General features: G+C 33.8%; 9 protein-coding genes. 7 read left to right on the top strand and 2 right to left on the bottom strand.

Annotated elements, in window-relative coordinates; all coding sequences use genetic code 11:
- The first annotated feature begins 25 nt into the window (after positions 1 to 25).
- The 7 genes from SB689_RS06335 to SB689_RS06305 all read left to right on the top strand — a co-directional run bounded on the left by SB689_RS06335 (position 26) and on the right by SB689_RS06305 (position 14,434).
- Complete coding sequence (locus tag SB689_RS06335) at positions 26 to 700, top strand: hypothetical protein (protein WP_410691325.1); 675 nt, start codon at positions 26 to 28, stop codon at positions 698 to 700.
- Positions 701 to 1,346: 646 nt separating this feature from the next.
- Positions 1,347 to 2,894 (top strand): T9SS type A sorting domain-containing protein, encoded by a 1,548-nt coding sequence (locus SB689_RS06330; protein ID WP_410691324.1) that lies wholly within the window; start codon positions 1,347 to 1,349, stop codon positions 2,892 to 2,894.
- Between the two features lie 6 nt (positions 2,895 to 2,900).
- On the top strand, positions 2,901 to 6,515 hold the full coding sequence (locus SB689_RS06325; protein ID WP_410691323.1) for a hypothetical protein: 3,615 nt from the start codon (positions 2,901 to 2,903) through the stop codon (positions 6,513 to 6,515).
- 30 nt (positions 6,516 to 6,545) lie between these two features.
- Entirely contained in the window at positions 6,546 to 10,319 is a 3,774-nt protein-coding gene (locus tag SB689_RS06320; RefSeq protein ID WP_410691322.1) for a DUF6443 domain-containing protein, read from the top strand.
- Positions 10,319 to 10,729, top strand: coding sequence for a hypothetical protein (locus SB689_RS06315; protein WP_410691321.1), 411 nt, complete (start codon positions 10,319 to 10,321; stop codon positions 10,727 to 10,729). The genes SB689_RS06320 and SB689_RS06315 overlap by 1 nt, the downstream gene beginning before the upstream one ends.
- A gap of 559 nt (positions 10,730 to 11,288) precedes the next feature.
- On the top strand, positions 11,289 to 13,046 hold the full coding sequence (locus SB689_RS06310) for a discoidin domain-containing protein (RefSeq protein WP_410691320.1): 1,758 nt from the start codon (positions 11,289 to 11,291) through the stop codon (positions 13,044 to 13,046).
- Positions 13,047 to 13,219: 173 nt separating this feature from the next.
- Positions 13,220 to 14,434: a serine hydrolase domain-containing protein gene (locus SB689_RS06305; RefSeq protein ID WP_410691319.1), complete on the top strand. Its 1,215-nt coding sequence runs from the start codon at positions 13,220 to 13,222 to the stop codon at positions 14,432 to 14,434.
- Positions 14,435 to 14,479: 45 nt separating this feature from the next.
- Here the strand turns inward: SB689_RS06305 and SB689_RS06300 are convergent, their stop codons facing one another.
- Both SB689_RS06300 and SB689_RS06295 read right to left on the bottom strand, forming a co-directional pair.
- Entirely contained in the window at positions 14,480 to 15,358 is an 879-nt protein-coding gene (locus SB689_RS06300) for an alpha/beta hydrolase fold domain-containing protein (RefSeq protein WP_410691318.1), read from the bottom strand.
- Positions 15,359 to 15,442: 84 nt separating this feature from the next.
- A complete protein-coding gene (locus SB689_RS06295; RefSeq protein ID WP_410691317.1) occupies positions 15,443 to 17,734 on the bottom strand; it encodes a TonB-dependent receptor domain-containing protein in 2,292 nt (763 codons plus the stop codon).
- Positions 17,735 to 17,925: the final 191 nt, after the last annotated feature.

Below are 17,925 nucleotides of genomic sequence, written 5' to 3'. Positions count from 1 at the left end.
TATTCAATTTTTAAATCTTAAAATTATGGGAATACTTAAAGAAGAATATGTTCCGATAGCAGATGCACTGTTAAATGGCTTTAGTAGGGATTTGAATTTATTTAAAGCGGAAAATCACTTGTTTAATGCAGGATATTTAGCATCTATGCAAAATAAAACCAATGAATTGAGAGCAAAAGAAACAGGTGATGCAGTTCTCGCACAACAGAAATTAGCGACCCAAGAGCTGTACCGGTTGGGAAACGAACTCAACAAGCCAATGAAGCTTTTGAATTTGGTTTTTGATAAGGCAGGTGTAAAAACCTCATTGGCAAGTGATGTTCTTAAAAAAGTAAAGAAAAGAAATTTTGAAGGAGTCCTGCAATCTCTGAAATCCTTAAAAGAGATCGTCACTTCCCAATCTGCATTGCTTACCACCAACGGGATGAAAGCAGATACTGAAACCACGTTGCAAAATGCTTTTGATGCTATTACTGCAAAAAGCAATGAGCAGACAGACTTTCAACAGCAGAGAAAAGCATTTACTTCTGCCAATAAAGGCTTATATAAGGAACTCTATATTTATATAGGTGAAGTTGCAAGATTGGGTAAAATTATCTTTCAGGGGGAGCAGAAAGCTTCAGAATATACGTTAGATAATCTTATTGCGATGGTGAATAGCTCTCGAAGCACTCCGGGTAATACTCAGCAAAAAGTATAACCTTATTTATCAAATTGTATGGTTATATAGCAATATTATAATTTTATCTATATATTATATTCGTGCCATAATTTTTAACGAAACAAGCGTAAGCTATCAAATAAGTCAAAGAAAACTGCGAATCTTCTTAAAGGACAAATTTTGATAGACTTACGTCCGTGTATCCATATGGGCATGGGCGGAGTCTTCTGGTTTACTGGTTCTTAGCGGTGCCACAGTAACAGATTGATTTTAGTTCCATGCCTTTCTTTTTTTATCACTACGGAATTAAAATACGTCAGGATTTGCCGCTGTGTCATTATAGCTTACCTAAATTTTTGATAATTAGTTTTTAATTAATGATAATTTATAGTTATTAAGTTTTGAAGTGTTTGATGATGTCCCCGAAATAGGGATTTTTATGGTGAAAACAGCTAGCCAAAAATGATGGAAAACATCTATGTAACGAAAGGAGATTCTCTATTTTACCTTCATAAGATAAATTTATACATCAAATTATAAATAGTAAGAAATAACTTAAAGTTAACGCTGCTATTGGTACTTCTTGATAAGGGAATTATTATATTAGAAGACCAATAAAATATAGGGTTTTCCCTATAATATAAACTGAAAAAAATATTTGAATTTGAACAGTAAAAAAGCAGATATGAGAAAAAACTATTCGGGCACACTTTTGGTGTGTGCATTATTCAATTTTTCTGCCCAAGAGATCGTCTGGGAGAAAAACATAAAATCCAGTACACAGGATTTTCTATCACAAGTCACAACAACAATTGATCAGCAGTACCTTATTACAGGAAGTTCAATTCAATCTGGAGGCACCCTTCGAAAGGCTCAGGGAACACAAAACAACGGTTACGATTTTCATTTAGTCAAACTCGATCAGAATGGCGAGCAGGTCTTTGAAAAATATTTTGTTGGAAATAATCACGACTTTTTATCGGCAGCTGTAGCTACTCAAGATGGAGGTTTTTTAGCAGCAGGCACTTCTTATTCAGGAAAAGGTTTAGACAAAAAAGAGGATTCTAAAGGGGGATCTGATATTTGGGTGATTAGATTAAATGAATTTGGAAACGAACTTTGGCAAAAAACAATTGGAACCGTAACTGATGAAGAAGCAAGATCGGTAATTCAGACCACTGATTTAGGATTCTTTGTTGCTGGAAACGTTCAGAACTCAGCAAAAGGTTACGGATCTAAAGACGTTTTGATAATAAGATTAGACAAAAATGGTAAAGAACTGTCACAATCTATTTATGGTGGAAAAGGATCAGACGAGGTTGAAAAGATGATTCCAACTAGAGATGGGGGTGCTTTGTTAGGCATCTATTCAAGAAGTAATGCAGGAGGCTCAAAGAAAACTGAAAACTTTGGAGAAGGAGATTATTGGATCATCAAACTTAATAAAGAAGGAAAAGTTGAATGGGAAAAGAATTTTGGAGGAAAAGGTGACGATCATTTGAGAACATTGGCATTAACATCAGAAGGATTTTTAATCGGAGGTGAATCCAGATCTGAACGCTCAGGAAATAAAACTGTTGGAATTGAAGAAGGAACCGATGTCTGGTTGATTTCTTTGAATGAAAAAGGTGACGAACTTTGGCAGAAATCTTACAACTTCAAAAACAGAGATGTCTTGATGGGAATGAGTGTACTACACAATGCGGATGATAAAACATCAAAAGGAATTTTGCTTGGTGGATATACTCAGGCAGAGGGAAGAGTTGAAAGCGATGATGAGAAATTCTGGATGCTGTATCTAGACAAAAACGGCAATGAACAGTGGAAAAAGCATGTAAAAGGAGAATCCAGTAAGAAAGAAGAGAGATTATCTGATATAAAACTTAACAGAGACGGATCAATCATTTTAGCAGGAACCAGTGCTGAGGAACTTGGAAAAGAGAACTGGAAGATCATTAAACTTGGAGATAAGCAAATCGACCAATTGATCGAAAAGCAGGATATCAAAATTTATCCTAACCCTGTTTCTGATTATACTTATGTTGAAATAGGTTTTGAATTTAAGGATGCAGAAATTATTTTGTATGACATGTCTGGACGACAACTCCAAAGTTTGAAAACGAAAAATAAGGTAACGAAAATCAATACCCAAAATTTGATTCAGGGGGCTTATTTGATTGTTATAAAAACTGATACAAATAAAACGGCTAACGCTAAGCTCATAAAAAAATAAACACAAATGAAAAAAATATATTTATCAATATCATTATTATTGTCTATAGATGCTTTTGCACAACAATCGACTGGGACATCAGATGTTCTCGAAAACAAATTAGATTTTATAAACAAAAGCACCACTGCTCCTGTTATATGGTCATTTAAGGATTATACTAAAGAAGGAAATGTTGAAGTATCAACCGGGACATTTGGAATATCCATTCCGTTTTTTGAAATTAATGAGGAAAATTTAAACATCCCAATAGGCATAAGCTATAAGACTTCCGGAGTAAAAGTACAACAGAATTCTTCTGAAGTAGGTATTAATTGGGAACTGATGGCGGGAGCGGCTATTACCAGAACCGTCAAAGGCCACCCCGATGAAAGAAAAGACATTTCTAATCCCGCGGTATTAGGAGGCTCACAAAGATATATTTACGCAGGTGGTCAAACACCAGAGAACCATTTAGAAGAAATTTTTGGTGGTGTAAGCCCTTTAACTTTAGGAACTTATACGGCTTCCCCTGCTCATAACGGATATATTTATACTGAAAATGTTGCTAGAAGTATTCTTAATCGAAATAGAGAACAATTTCCAAAATCAGGCTTTGTTCCTCCCAACGAAAGAGAAAGTTCCATAGCCCAAGTAATGTATGAAACAAATTTTTTTGGAAAAGATGATTATGAACAGGATATATTTACCGTAAATCTGGGTAAATCATTATTTCATTTCAGCTTTAAGCTTGCTACAGCAACGGTCTATAGCAACGAGACAGGATTAACACGTGTTGAAGGAACTTCTCTAGATGAAAAAGGGTACCGGATTATAGCATATATAGGTAACCCTGCAATTCTTCCACAAGGGAGTAGAACTAATATTATACAGTCTATTATTATAAAAGATAAGCAAGGAATTGAATATCAGTTTTCAAACTATGAAAAAACAGAAAATGAATATATTTTCGATTATTACAGGTATCCTTTTACACCTTGGATAGGCTCAGAAGCTTCTCCCGCAGTTATCTTTGGAGATAACTTTGGGGATGGTGTTAGTAACAGTACCCTCCAGAAATATCGTAATCAGGTTGTTCAACATATGATGAAGGAACTCAGTGTTAATAAATGGAACATCTCAAAAATTATTTTACCTCGTGGAAAAGAAATTAATTTTACATATTCAACGTCAATGTTTATTGAGAATAATGTTCAACAACGAATTCATGATGGAGAATTCCTTAATTATGAAAACAATACGAAACCAAAGTTTAATGCACGATTTCATGATGTAACTAAAAATTATACTTACAAAAATTATTTGAGTTCCATTAATTCAGACAATTTTAAAATTGATTTTGATTATGATTCCTACAGACCGGATTATTATCAGGGTGGATTCAGCCTTAATAAGGTGACTGTAAAGAATAATTTAAATCAAATTACAAAAATCTTTAAATTAGTAAAACAATTTTCAAATGCCGAGCAGGTGGACGCTTCTGATGATTACAGGATGTTCCTTTCTGAGGTACAAGAATGGAATACAGATAACACCTTTAATAATAAATATTCTTTTTCTTATAATAATCCAGATAATTTACCCTGTAAAAGTTTTTTGGCATATTCGGATCTGTTTGGGTATTATTTAGGAAATCGTGGAAATCCGGGTGCTTCAACAAACTTAGCGTTCCCTATGGTTTATTTATATCCGTATGAAAATCATGGTGAAAGAGTTTCTTATGAACCTTATTCAGCATCAACTGCTGTACAGACCAATGGTGTTGACAGAAGACCTAAAGGAAACGACGTTTCTTTAGGTGTTTTGAATAAAATTGCTTTCCCAACCAAAGGAACTTTAGATATAACATATGAGCCTAACACTTATTATTTTCCAAAAGGAGTAAATCAAAACCCGTATGGTCCAGGTGTAAGAGTAAAAAAGCTAGAGTATAAAGATAATCAGCAACAAAAACTCATCAAAGAATATTCTTATAATTCCGGCGGCACTTTATTATTCAAACCTTCTTATGCCTATATCGGAAATTTTGCTGATAATAATACATTTAATCAGGATACAGCCTTTGGAAAAAATCAGGTTGATTTTATGAACCTATATCGTGGAGGTAGTGGATTTTCTACAACAGGAAATAAATTAAAAAATGAAGGTCTCTCAGATGCCGCAATTATAAAAAAAATGATAATTCTTTCAAATAAAAACATCGGTCCCCAATTTGATTTGTTTGGAAGAGAAATAATCTATACAAATGTTCTGGAAAAAACCATAAATACAACAAATCAATCCGAAAGTTTTTCTAAAAGATATTTTAATTATTATGAAGACAATTCCCCTGAAGTGAATGTAGTATCGGGACCGACTGATGAAAGCACATTCATTCCTCCGGCTTCTACAGCCGTGAGTATTGAAAGGCTTCCCTGGAAACTCTACAATGTTTCTGATACTCCTGTAAAAATGTCTTACGGATTTGCCGAAAAAAAAGGGAAAAATATTTTTCCTTTTCCTGATAGAGATTATTTTGGACTGAATAATGAGTTGAAAAACGGGAAAACCTATTTAGTAGAATCTTTTGATGCCAATAACAACAAAGTCTTATCAGAAGAATTTGATTACGATTTGTATTATGACCCCAATCGAAATATAAGTGATCTCAAAAGTTTTAACATACAGCTTGGAACTTTAGCGACTCATGTTTATGATTCAACTGATCCACAAAAAAAATTTTTAGAAGACGTTTCACCCATCTATTATTATGATCGTTTTCATAGATCAATGTTTTATTATATTACTAAAAATAATTATTACGAGCGACCATTGAAATTAAAATCAACAAAAAGAACCCAATATTTTCCATCGGGAAACTCTCTTCAGGAAGTTACCAATTTGAACTACAACCCTTACCAGTATGACCTTATTTCTCAGAAAAGCACACTTCCTGAAGGAGATACTTTAGAAAGACGTTTTAAATATATTAACGATATATCACCAGGTAATAATGATTATACATCTTTCGGATTAACAGGTATTCCATTGGTTATAGAGAATTTTAAAAATAACAAACAAACATCTAAAACTAAAGTTGTTTACGGTAGAGATTGGATAGGTCATGAACATATGCTTCCTTCAAAAATTGAAAGTATCAAAACAAATACAATCAACGGTTCAGAAGAAATTGCTAATCAAATGAATATTACCCAATACGATAATAAAGGAAATATTCTTGAGTATAGTACAGAATCTAATATCCCTACAACAATGATTTGGGGATACAATCAAACCTTACCAATCGCTAAAATAGAAGGTTCTGCTTACGGTAGCATCACTCAATATACTGCAGATATTATTGCAAAATCAAATGCTGATACAGATTTGACAAAGGAGCAGGCATTAATAAACGCACTCGATGCTTTTAGAAAAAATCCAGCTTTAGCTAATTATCAGATTACTACCTATACATATAATCCTTTGAGTGGGGTTACGAGCGTTACTCCGCCATCAGGTATTCGAGAAGTATATATTTATGATACGGCTAATAAATTAAAAGAAGTGAAACAAATGCAAAAAGATAGCAGTGGTAATTTTGTATATAAAACGGTGAAGGAGAATAATTATAACTATAAGCAATAAAATTGAAAGTTGAATTTTAGAAATAACACAATGAAAAATACTATATTATTTAGCATCTTGTTTGTAGCAAATATATTTTATGCACAAACATCACCAACGAATACAGAAAACTATATTTATTCCAAAACATATTTATCAGATCCCGCTCTTCCAAATCCAAAAACAGCAGAGAGTATTCAATACTTTGATGGATTGGGAAAGGCAAAACAAATAGTAAATATAAAAGCATCACCACTGGGTAGAGATGTTGTTTCTCATATTGAATATGATGGATTCGGAAGACAAACTTTGAATTATCTTCCAGTACCACAGTTGGGAACGCAAAACGGAGCTATTTATACTGATCCTTTAAGTAACTCTACTCAAACTGATATTTATGGAACTGAAAAAATTTATTCAGAAAAGATTTTAGAAAGTTCTCCGCTAAACAGAATTCAGCAGCAAATTCAGGCGGGAACAGATTGGAGTACCAAACCTGTAAGGTTTTATTATGATGCCAATACCACCAACGAGGTGTTTAAGTTTGTAACCTCTACCACATGGGAAAATGGAGCTACCAAATCTACATTAAGTCTGTCAGCATATGCCCCTAATCAGTTATATAAAAATATAGTTCTGGATGAGGATGAAAACAAAACGATAGTGTTTAAAAATGGACAAGGACAGATTGTTTTGGTAAGAAAAATGCTGAATGATACAGAACATGCCGATACGTACTATGTTTATAATGAGTACAATCAACTGGCGTTTGTTATACCTCCAATAGCAGTATATAAACCTATGACGGATGATGTGCTGAATAATTTATGTTATCAGTACCGCTATGATGGTAAAAACCGCTTAGTCGAAAAAAAACTTCCGGGAAAAGGCTGGGAACAAATGATTTACAACAAAAGAAATCAAATCGTTTATTCACGTGATATTAATCTTAAAAAAGGAATAGATAATTTTGTAGCAGATGAAGCATGGGTTTTTACTAAATATGATAAGTTTGGAAGACCTATTTATTCAGGAATTTGTAGAGATGGCACTCCAAGACAGACTATCCAACAAGCCGTGGATAATCAAGCAATTGATTATGAAACAAGAGGAGAGAGCCTTAGCATGAATGGGGTCACTATAGAGTATGGCAATATTTCTTATCCAACTTATTTGGACAAAATTCTTACTGTAAACTATTATGATACCTACCCTACAGGCACACCCACTATTCCTACGCAAGTGTTGGGTCAGGAAGTATTGACCCAAGATGCCCTGAATTCTTCTATTAGTACTAAAAGCTTACCTGTAGCTTCTTATGTGAAAAATATTGAAGATGATAACTGGACTAAAGATTACATTTGGTATGATACACAAGGCAGAGCAATTGGAACCCATTCTCTCAATCACTTAGGAGGCTATACAAAAACAGAAGCCGAACTTGATTTTACAGGAGTTCCAAAAAAAACAAATACCTATCATGTAAGAAAGGCGGATGAAATTGGCGTGATTGTAAAAGAACGTTTTGTATATGATCCTCAATACAGATTAATTCAGCATTATCATCAGGTTGATAATAAACCCGAAGAGCTGTTAACAGAGAATACATATAACGAACTTTCTCAATTAAAAAATAAGAAACTAGGAAACAATCTTCAAAGTGTTGATTATGCCTACAATATCCGAGGATGGATGACAGAAATCAATAAGGATCAGATGGAATTACCGGATTTAGGAGGAAAGTTATTTTCTTATAAAATAAAGTATACTAAAAAAGAGGGCATCGAAAATCCTGGTACGACTCCATTTTCAGGGAAAAATGTAAAACCAAAATACAATGGAAACATTGCTGAAGTAGATTGGAGAGCCGTAGAAACATTAGGCACAAATCCTTTAACTACTCCCAAAAGATATGGTTATGCTTATGATAGTCTGAACCGATTAACGGCGGGGTATTATCAGAATCCAACCAACCCTTACGGTATAGAAAATACGGAATCTCTAGATTATGATTTAAACGGGAATATCTCTAAATTATATAGAACTTCTGTATTTGAGTCTCCAAGTAGTATAGCTAATGTAATTGATAATTTACAGTATATCTACACAGCGGGAGACAATAAATTAACGAATATTAACGACATCTCTCAAAACCCAACAGGTTATGAAGGTGGAGGAGGTACCATTGAATATGATCTGAACGGAAGCATGACATCAATGCCTGATAAAGGGATTTCCAGCATCAGATACAATTTTCTAGATCTTCCTAATAACATGATGATCAGTAAAAATGGGAATGAAAATATTATCATTAATACTAAGTACAGAGCTGACGGAACAAAGCTTAGGAAAGAAAATACGACTGATATAATTGGTTTTAATGGAAGCGTAACAACAATCAATACCACAGATTATCTGGATGGTTTTCAGTATTTACATTCGGTTAGTTTAACTCCTCCAGGCGGCGGTGGCTTTGAAATGCTTGCTGCTTCAGCATTATCCAGAAGAGCAATGGAACCACAAGCTTTCAGTCTTACAGGACTTATCGATACTGATCCTACAATTGATCCTCCTTTTGGAGGCGGTGGAATTATTGTTGATGTTAAAACACCAGATTTACAGTTTTTTCCAACTGCAGAAGGTTTTTATGACTATCAGAAAAATCAATATATTTACCAGTATAAAGATCAGATAGGAAATGCAAGAATAAGTTTCGCAAGAAACAGCGCAGGTGTTCTTGAAATAACAGATAACAATGATTATTATCCGTTTGGCATGAATCACTTGAAGACTGGAAATGCGTTCTTTGGACAGGCAAGTTATAAAAACTACAAGTATCAGGAGCAGGAATTGCAGGAAACAGGCTTTTATAGTTTTAAATGGAGGAACTATATGCCGGATGTAGGTAGATTTTTCAATGTCGATCCTTTAAGTGAAACATATGCTTATCAGTCTCATTATAATTTCTCAGAAAACAGAGTTGTTGATGCAAGAGAAATTGAAGGTTTAGAAGCAAAATCAATCAACCCTGCAAGTATGGGTAATATACCCGGTGGGTATGATGGTGCTCCTCAAGTAGACTCTAATGCAGGTTATAATGATGTTGCTGCATCACAAGGTATTCAAGGGATAACAATGCAGATGGGGAATTCATCCTCTTCTTCTAATAATTCATCGATGTCAAGTGGTTCAAATGATGGAGGCCTTTCTTGGATGGGTATTCAAAGTATAAATAATTACCAAAATAATTTATCTTACTTGGATAATGCTGTTCAAAATGACCCTGCAGCAAGATCTGTTGGAGAATTTGAAAAAGGTTTGTTTATTGCTCTTCCAGTGGCTTTAGCTACAGGAGGTGCGGGGGGCTTTGCATTGTCTGGGGAAATGACAGCTGGAGCCTTTGGTACCAGATTTTTAACTGATGCCTCTGTACAAGCAGCTGCCAACTATTCAACGAATGGAGGAAATTTGAGTAAAGCTTTAGGGAATATTAACGTAACCCAATCGTCATTAGCTGGTCTAGGGATGAATTGTGTTGGAAATGCTGTTCTTTCAACTGCAGTTAATATAAATATCGCTGACAGTAAATCAATATTTACTGGCGGTGTATCTACCAGAACATATGTAACTCAGGCAGGAATGAGTGCCTTTGGAGGATTGGCAGTAAACAAAATAAATAGTTCTTCCCTTTTTAAAAGTGCAGTTGTAGGAACTTATATGCGTACTACATCAAGCTTAGGACAAACAGCAGGAACAGCAGTTGCAAACACATTAATGAATGCCCCTGATTATACAAGAGCAACCATTCAAAATAAGGTACCATAATGAAAAAATTATTAAAAAAACTACACTATTATATTTTTGTTTGGAGTTCAAAGTGGAACAGAGTGTTTTTTTTGATACTGATATCTCCACTATTTTTGTATATATATTATAAACAATCTCCTATAAAAAAAGGAAATTATACAATTGCATATGCTACAAAACTGTATTGGCCGATAATATCTTATAAAAGGATAGAATATAATTACAATGTAGAAAATAAAAATTTTGAAGCTACAAATATCTATGCGTTAGATCCGAAGGTTATAATACCTGCAAGATATTTGGTGCAATTTTCATTGGAAGACCATTCTTTTTCAACTATTTATCCAAGTATACCTGTGCCGGACAGTATAAGAGAAGTTCCGCCAGAAGGCTGGAAAATCCTTCCAGAATGGGCAAAGAAAAAATAAATTAATGTCATATTAGTTTTAGAAAGAAACAAAACCTCCACAATGGTGGAGGTTTTGTTATTTATATAAAAAAATTACATCAAGATTTAGAGCAGCAGAGAATTATATCTTTAAATCTGAAATTTTTACAAAAATTTATCTAGATAAACAACTTCCAATTTTCTTTTGGGCAAAAATTAATGGGGTGCCAAACAAGGGGGGCTTTTTATCACAAATGAAAATACTTTAGCTATTTCAGAGAGGGCTTACTTATTGTTAAAAAACGATAGTATAAATCAAGCGAATATTTAGGATAATTTTAAAATTAAGCCATTTTATTTAGAGATGTCTTTTTCGAGGAATTTTTATGGGAAATTTTAATTTGGCGCGAACATTTTTCATTTGAATTTCAAATTTCATTAAATTGTTTTCAGTTTGTGGTACCGTTGCTGGTTGTTCCTCAGTTAACGCACTATCTTTTAGACGGGTTCATTTGGAGAAAACCTAAAAAAATCATTTAACTTTGTAAAAATTCAATTTAAAATAATATTTATTAACCGGGATGAACTGAAAAGTGCTTATGAAAACGAAAATTATGCTATTGATGGCTCTGCTGCCATTCTTTTTTATCAATGCTCAGCAAAAAACATTTTGTAACCCGATCAATATTGATTACGGATATACACCGTTCAAGAATTTTTCGAATCAGGGGAAACACCGTGCGACGGCTGATCCGGTGATTGTTAATTTTAAAAACAAATTATTCCTTTTTTCAACCAATCAGGAGGGATATTGGTACAGCGACGATATGCTGGATTGGAAATTTGTAAAAAGAAAATTCCTTCGAGACAACAAATATACTCACGATCTTAATGCACCCGCAGTTTGGGCGATGAAAGATACTTTGTATGTCTACGGCTCAACTTGGGAACAGGATTTCCCGATATGGAAAAGTACAAATCCAACAAAAGACGACTGGCATATTGCTGTCGATACCTTGAAAGTTGGAGCTTGGGATCCTGCTTTTCATTATGATGAAGACAAAAACAAACTTTATTTATATTGGGGTTCAAGCAACGAATGGCCTTTGTTAGGTACAGAAGTAAAAGTGAAAAATTTACAGTCTGAAGGTTTTGTAAAACCTATTTTAAGATTAAAACCAGAAGATCACGGTTGGGAACGTTTCGGAGAGTATAATGATAATGTTTTCTTGCAGCCTTTTGTAGAAGGAGCTTGGGTTACAAAACACAACGGGAAATATTATATGCAATATGGAGCTCCGGCAACAGAATTCAGCGGATATTCTGATGGAGTTTATGTAAGTAAAAATCCTTTGGAAGGTTTCGAATATCAGCAACACAATCCGTTTTCTTATAAACCGGGTGGTTTTGCGAGAGGTGCGGGGCATGGAGCAACTTTTGAGGATAATTTCAAAAATTGGTGGCATGTTTCAACAATTTTTATTTCAACAAAAAATAATTTTGAAAGAAGATTAGGGATTTGGCCTGCGGGATTTGATAAGGATGATGTGATGTATACGAACACAGCTTATGGAGATTATCCTACATTCCTTCCGCAATATGCTCAAGGGAAAGATTTTTCTAAAGGTCTTTTTGCAGGTTGGATGTTGTTGAATTACGATAAACCTGTTCAGGTTTCATCTACTTTGGGTGGTTACCATTCAAACAATGCGGTGGATGAAGATATTAAAACATATTGGAGCGCAAAAACTGGAAACTCAGGAGAGTGGTTTCAAACGGATTTAGGAGAAGTTTCTACGATCAATGCGATTCAGATTAATTATGCGGATCAGGATGTTGAGTTTATGGGTAAAACTTTAGGCAAAATGCATCAGTATAAAATTTACGGTTCAGACGACGGTAAAAAATGGAATGTCATTGTTGATAAAAGCAAAAATACCAAAGACGTTCCGCACGATTATGTAGAATTGGAGAAACCTGCAAAAGCAAGATTTCTGAAAATGGAAAACTTAAAAATGCCAACAGGAAAATTTGCATTAAGCGGTTTCAGAGTATTCGGAAAAGGAGCAGGAACAGCGCCCGCAAAGGTTGAAAACTTTGTTCCATTAAGAGCTGACCCTAAAAAATATGGTGAAAGAAGAAGTATCTGGATGAAGTGGCAACAAAATCAGGACGCAGACGGATACGTGATCTATTGGGGGAAATCTCCTGATAAAATGTACGGAAGCATCATGGTGTACGGAAAGAATGAATATTTCTTCACCGGAGCAGACAGGGTAGATTCTTATTATTTCCAGATTGAAGCTTTTAATGCAAACGGTATTTCGGAAAGAACGGAAGTTGTAAAATCAGAATAATAAATTAAAAATATTTATTTAAACCTCTCAGGATTTGATTCTGAGAGGTTTTGTTTTTAGTATGGCAATCATATTCAATAAATTGATAAATATTTTAACACATAATCTCTATTGGATGAAATATTTCTAAAAAAATACCGAAATTTACAGCATAAAATAATTAAAACTAAACCATGAGAAAACTTAAACTTCTGTCACTTTCATTATTTCTGCCTTTTATTTTAGGTTGTAGTGATAATGAGACTGAAAAAGATTATCAAATTGAAGTGGATGCAGCTGTAAAGAATATTCATGCCAACCTTCAAAAGGATCTTAATACTGATGTTCCTTCGTTAAGCGTTTATGTCGTTTCTCCAAAAGGGACTTATTTTAGTACAATTAAAGGAACAAATGGTTCTGTTGTTACTCCAAACACATATTTCCGTTTTGCGAGCAATACCAAAAACTTTACTTCTACAGCTATTCTAAAAATGATGCAGGACGGTTGGCTTAAACTTGATGATAAAATCACAGCAAATATCCCGGGGACTACCGTTCCTTATACACCGGATGTTGCGGATTGGGATTTTCCTAATAAGAATCTTATAACCATTCGTCAGATTTTACAACATAATGCAGGAATTTACGATGTAACGAATGATCCTTCTCAATATGATGTGAATGGTGAAACGTATACAGATTATATGCTGGAAAACTTCCCGGATCATCAGTTTACAGCAAGTGAATATGTCAAAATTTTGAAAGATCATAACCTTAAGTATGGAGTTCCAAATTCTGTTTATCATTATTCAAACACAGGATTTGCTATTTTAAGTGAGATTATCGCAAGAATTTATTCTCAAAAAACAAGTTCTTCAAAAACGTACGGAGATTACATGTACGACCAAATTGTTGGCCCGGGAACAAAAAAACCTCTTGGTATCAAGTTTCCTGAGTTAGCATCGGATAAACAACTGCCTTCGCCTTATGTAAAAGGTTTTATTAAATATGCCAATCATAACGAAATTACCGATCAAAAGAACGCAAGCGCCCACATCGGAGAAGGAAATGGAGTAGGAACGATGGTGATGCTTACGGATTATATCAGAAGTTTAATGAAAGGTCAGAATGTCTTGTATGCTTCGAGTGCTGAACTGATGAGAACGAGCAAAGGAGCAGCTACAACTTCCGGTTATGCGCTGGGATGTTCTAATTTTGCGGGCATTGGATATGGGCATAACGGAGCAACAGAAGGTTATCTATCCTTAATGACTTACGATCCAACCAATGATGTTTCCGTGATTGTATTATTACCGTATTGGGATTTGAGCAGTACTGCCAATTTTGCAAAATGCCTGAATACCTTAAATGTAACAGGTCTTGAAGTGAAAAAAGTACTCGGATATTAAAAATTTAAATATAAAAATAGAACGCTTTGAAATTTTTCAGAGCGTTTATTTTTTGTCGATTTTTTTTAGAAATGCATCAATTTTATTCATTAAAAAAGGAGCATTATTTTCTTTATCCCAATCATTATGACCACCGTCAAATTCATAAGATTCATTAATAATATTATTTTTTTGTAATGCAGAATCAAGGATTTTCTTTTGTGAAGCAGGAATTACAGTGTCCTGATTTCCATAATAAGACAGAGTAGGAGGGGCATTTTCTTTGATCCAAAATACAGGATTTGGGATATCTTTATTTGTAAGATCGGTTGGAGTTGGAGATTTTTGGTCTATCATATGTTTTTCCACAAAATCATAATCGAAATAAGTTGCAAAATCTTTGTCAGACAAATCTACAGGCCCCACAATATTTATGATGGCTTTTACTCTTTTCCTTTGTTTGAAGTCAAAAAAAGAATTGTAACCATATAACATGGATAGATGAGCTCCTGCACTATTTCCGAGTAAGATAAATTTAGGATTGAGTTTGATTTCAGATGATTTTTTAACCAAAAAACTCAATGCTTCATCAATATCATCGGTTTGATTGGGAAGAACAAATGACTTTTGACCCGCCAATCGGTAATTGATATTCGCAAAAGCATAATCAGGAAATTTCTGCATTAAGGAAAGAGTGAAAAATGTGAGTTGAGATTTATCGCCTGATCTCCAGCCTCCTCCATGAACAATAACGAAAATTCCTTTTATTGATACTTTATTTTTAGGAAGATAGAAATCCATTTTTTGTTCTGAATCTTTTCCGTAAGAAACGTTTTCCTCACTTTCAAAAGAAATTTCCTTACCGAGATTTATAGTTTTTTTCCTGCAGCTTGTAGTGAACAGCAACATAAAGAAACACCCGAAAATTAGGATTAAATTTTTCATAGATATTAAAGATAAAAAACTCGCTGATTTCTCAACGAGTTTCTGTACAAAATAATTTATATGAAGAATGATAATGATTGTTTTCTATCTTGTTCTGCTTTTGATGGCGTCAGAAGCACCTTCGATGTCTCTTACTTTTTTCACTTTCTGGTTTCCGAAGTTGTAAGTGATGCTTACGGTCATACCTCTTCTGAATTGGTCATTTTTTACGTAATTATAATTTCCGTTATCTTGGAAATCCTCGATTTCCACAACGTTTGTTCTCAATACGTCAGTTACGTTTACTGCAAACGTCCAATCGTTCCAGTTTTTCTTTAAACTTAGATCTAGACTCATTAGGCTTTTCAACATTCCTAATTCTATTTGTTGTTTGTCTACATAGAAATAATTAACTCCTAAGAACCAAGTTTTTTTCTTGTCTAAACGTAATGTATTGTTGGTTTGAATAATGATACTTGTAGATTTTACACTGTTTGAATAAACTAAAGGATTTCCTTCTTTATCTACAAAAGTATCCCCAGTTGTTGGGTCCTGAGCAAGAGTTCCGTTGTTGATATTGTGCTGAATTCCGGCATTGAAATTCATGGTTAAATATTGTTTAAAGAACGATCTCTGTATTCCAAGCATGGCAGACATTTCTTGTTTGTCCCCAAAATTAGTTCTGATGTAACGTAGCACATTTTGTTCGCCTACAGTTCCATTTGGCGATACAGGATAACCCTGCAACGGAACTTGAGTGATCTGATCTTTGAAATAAGAGTGATTTAAGATCAAGAAGTACGAGCTTTTGTACATATACGTTAATTCCTGATTATACGTAGAAGATGCTTTTACAAATGGGTTATTTTGAGTATAGTTATTTTCTGTCAGGATGTTTCTTACAGGATTAATTTCCCAGAAACTTGGTCTTCTCATTCTGCTTGAGAATGAATAAGAAATATTATTGTTCTCATTGATAGCATAATTAAAGCTTGCATAAGGTAAGAAGTTATTGTAATTTCTTTTTATTTCCTGATGACGCATTGTTGGTTCATCATTTAAAGGTGCATCTGCTGTTCCTAAGCTGCTGGTGATCTCATATCTTGCACCCACTTTTCCTGAGAATTTGTCTGAAAATTTCTTTTCAAAAGTCATATAAAATCCGTAAATATTTTCATCATAAACAAAATGATTGGGTTGATGTTCTTCGGGTTCTAAAGGAAGTACTGCATTTTTTCTATAAGTGTCATTTTTGGTGTCATTATCGGTTTTTGTTTTATTATAATTTCCACCTACAGAAACGGTAAAATCATTTTTAAATTTCTGGATGTAATCTACTGTACCTGAAAAGTTATTAATGATTTGAGGAAGATCCTGATAAATTGTCTGGCTAAGGTCGGTATTGTTGCCAGAAGAATTTGCCAGATAAGTTTTATTGTCAGTAAATTGGAATCTTTTATAATTCAGATATGCCGCATTTACATTCAACTTACTTCCTAAAGAATCTGTTTTTAATTCATAGTTTAAGTTAACTGAATTATTGTATGATCTTGCATCTTCTTTGTTTCTGGAATTAGTATAATTGGTAACATATTCTTTCTTTATTTCATCATAATAACGGATTGTGTTAAATAAATCCACTGTAGAATTATAGCTTTTATTCGCCCAAGTATTCCATGATAAAGCCAAATTGCTATTGTCATTTAATTGATAATCAACATTTAAATAACCACCAAGATTTTTGTTAGGATCATTAATGTCACCTACAGATTCGTTTGAGGATAAATCGTTTCCGTTTCTTAACACATAAGATTGTCCTTGAATATTTTCACCACCACTCAAATTAGCGCTGATTCCCAGCTTATCTTTTCTGTAGTTTGCAGAGAAACTCGCGTTGCTTCCGTTGAATTTATTTTGAGAGTTAGACATTCTCATATTTCCGCTCAAACCGTCGCTCATTTTTTTCTTTAAAACGATATTGATGATTCCGTCTGAAGATTCTACCTGATATTCACTTCCCGGAACAGTAATTACCTCAATTTTCTGGATGTTTTCTGCAGGCGTATTTTTTAAGAATTGAACCAAAGAATCTGCATCCATATTGCTCTTTCTACCGTTGATATAGATTAAAGCATTGTTCTTTCCTGCAATTTTCAACGTTTTGTCGTCAGTAGAAGAGAGTAGTGGAGTTTGTTTTAAAATATCGAAAGTCGTATTTCCTTTCGTTACAGGAGAAGCGGCAACATCATACACAAAACGATCACTTTGTTTTTTGAAAACCTGTTTCGTTAAAGTAACTCCTTCTATACTTTTAGTTTTTAAAGTATCTGATTTTTTTTCTTGTGCGAAGGTTAATCCGCTGAAAAATATGGCTGCGATAAGAATTTGAGTTTTCATGATAATCGTTTTAGAGAGTTTAATAGCTTGTATCTATTATTATTTTACATTGCAAAGATATGTAATAAATTTAGTATCTTGCAATACAAAGTAGTAAAAATATTTTAATATTTATTTTAACAATCTGATTTACAGTAGCTAAAATTTAAATAAAAATTTTGATGTACTTTGATTTTCTACATAATAAGACA

This window comes from Chryseobacterium sp. SIMBA_038 (assembly GCF_046535115.1).
Lineage (GTDB): Bacteria > Bacteroidota > Bacteroidia > Flavobacteriales > Weeksellaceae > Chryseobacterium.
Note: the sequence above shows the minus strand (reverse complement) of the source record. Positions and strands in the feature narration are given on the sequence as shown.

Excerpts from the sequence above, each read along its gene's own strand:
- SB689_RS06335 (WP_410691325.1), top strand. The coding sequence starts at position 26 with ATGGGAATACTTAAAGAAGAATATGTTCCGATAGCAGATGCACTGTTA.
- SB689_RS06330 (WP_410691324.1), top strand. The coding sequence starts at position 1,347 with ATGAGAAAAAACTATTCGGGCACACTTTTGGTGTGTGCATTATTCAAT.
- SB689_RS06325 (WP_410691323.1), top strand. The coding sequence starts at position 2,901 with ATGAAAAAAATATATTTATCAATATCATTATTATTGTCTATAGATGCT.
- SB689_RS06320 (WP_410691322.1), top strand. The coding sequence starts at position 6,546 with ATGAAAAATACTATATTATTTAGCATCTTGTTTGTAGCAAATATATTT.
- SB689_RS06315 (WP_410691321.1), top strand. The coding sequence starts at position 10,319 with ATGAAAAAATTATTAAAAAAACTACACTATTATATTTTTGTTTGGAGT.
- SB689_RS06310 (WP_410691320.1), top strand. The coding sequence starts at position 11,289 with ATGAAAACGAAAATTATGCTATTGATGGCTCTGCTGCCATTCTTTTTT.
- SB689_RS06305 (WP_410691319.1), top strand. The coding sequence starts at position 13,220 with ATGAGAAAACTTAAACTTCTGTCACTTTCATTATTTCTGCCTTTTATT.
- SB689_RS06300 (WP_410691318.1), bottom strand. The coding sequence starts at position 15,358 with ATGAAAAATTTAATCCTAATTTTCGGGTGTTTCTTTATGTTGCTGTTC.
- SB689_RS06295 (WP_410691317.1), bottom strand. The coding sequence starts at position 17,734 with ATGAAAACTCAAATTCTTATCGCAGCCATATTTTTCAGCGGATTAACC.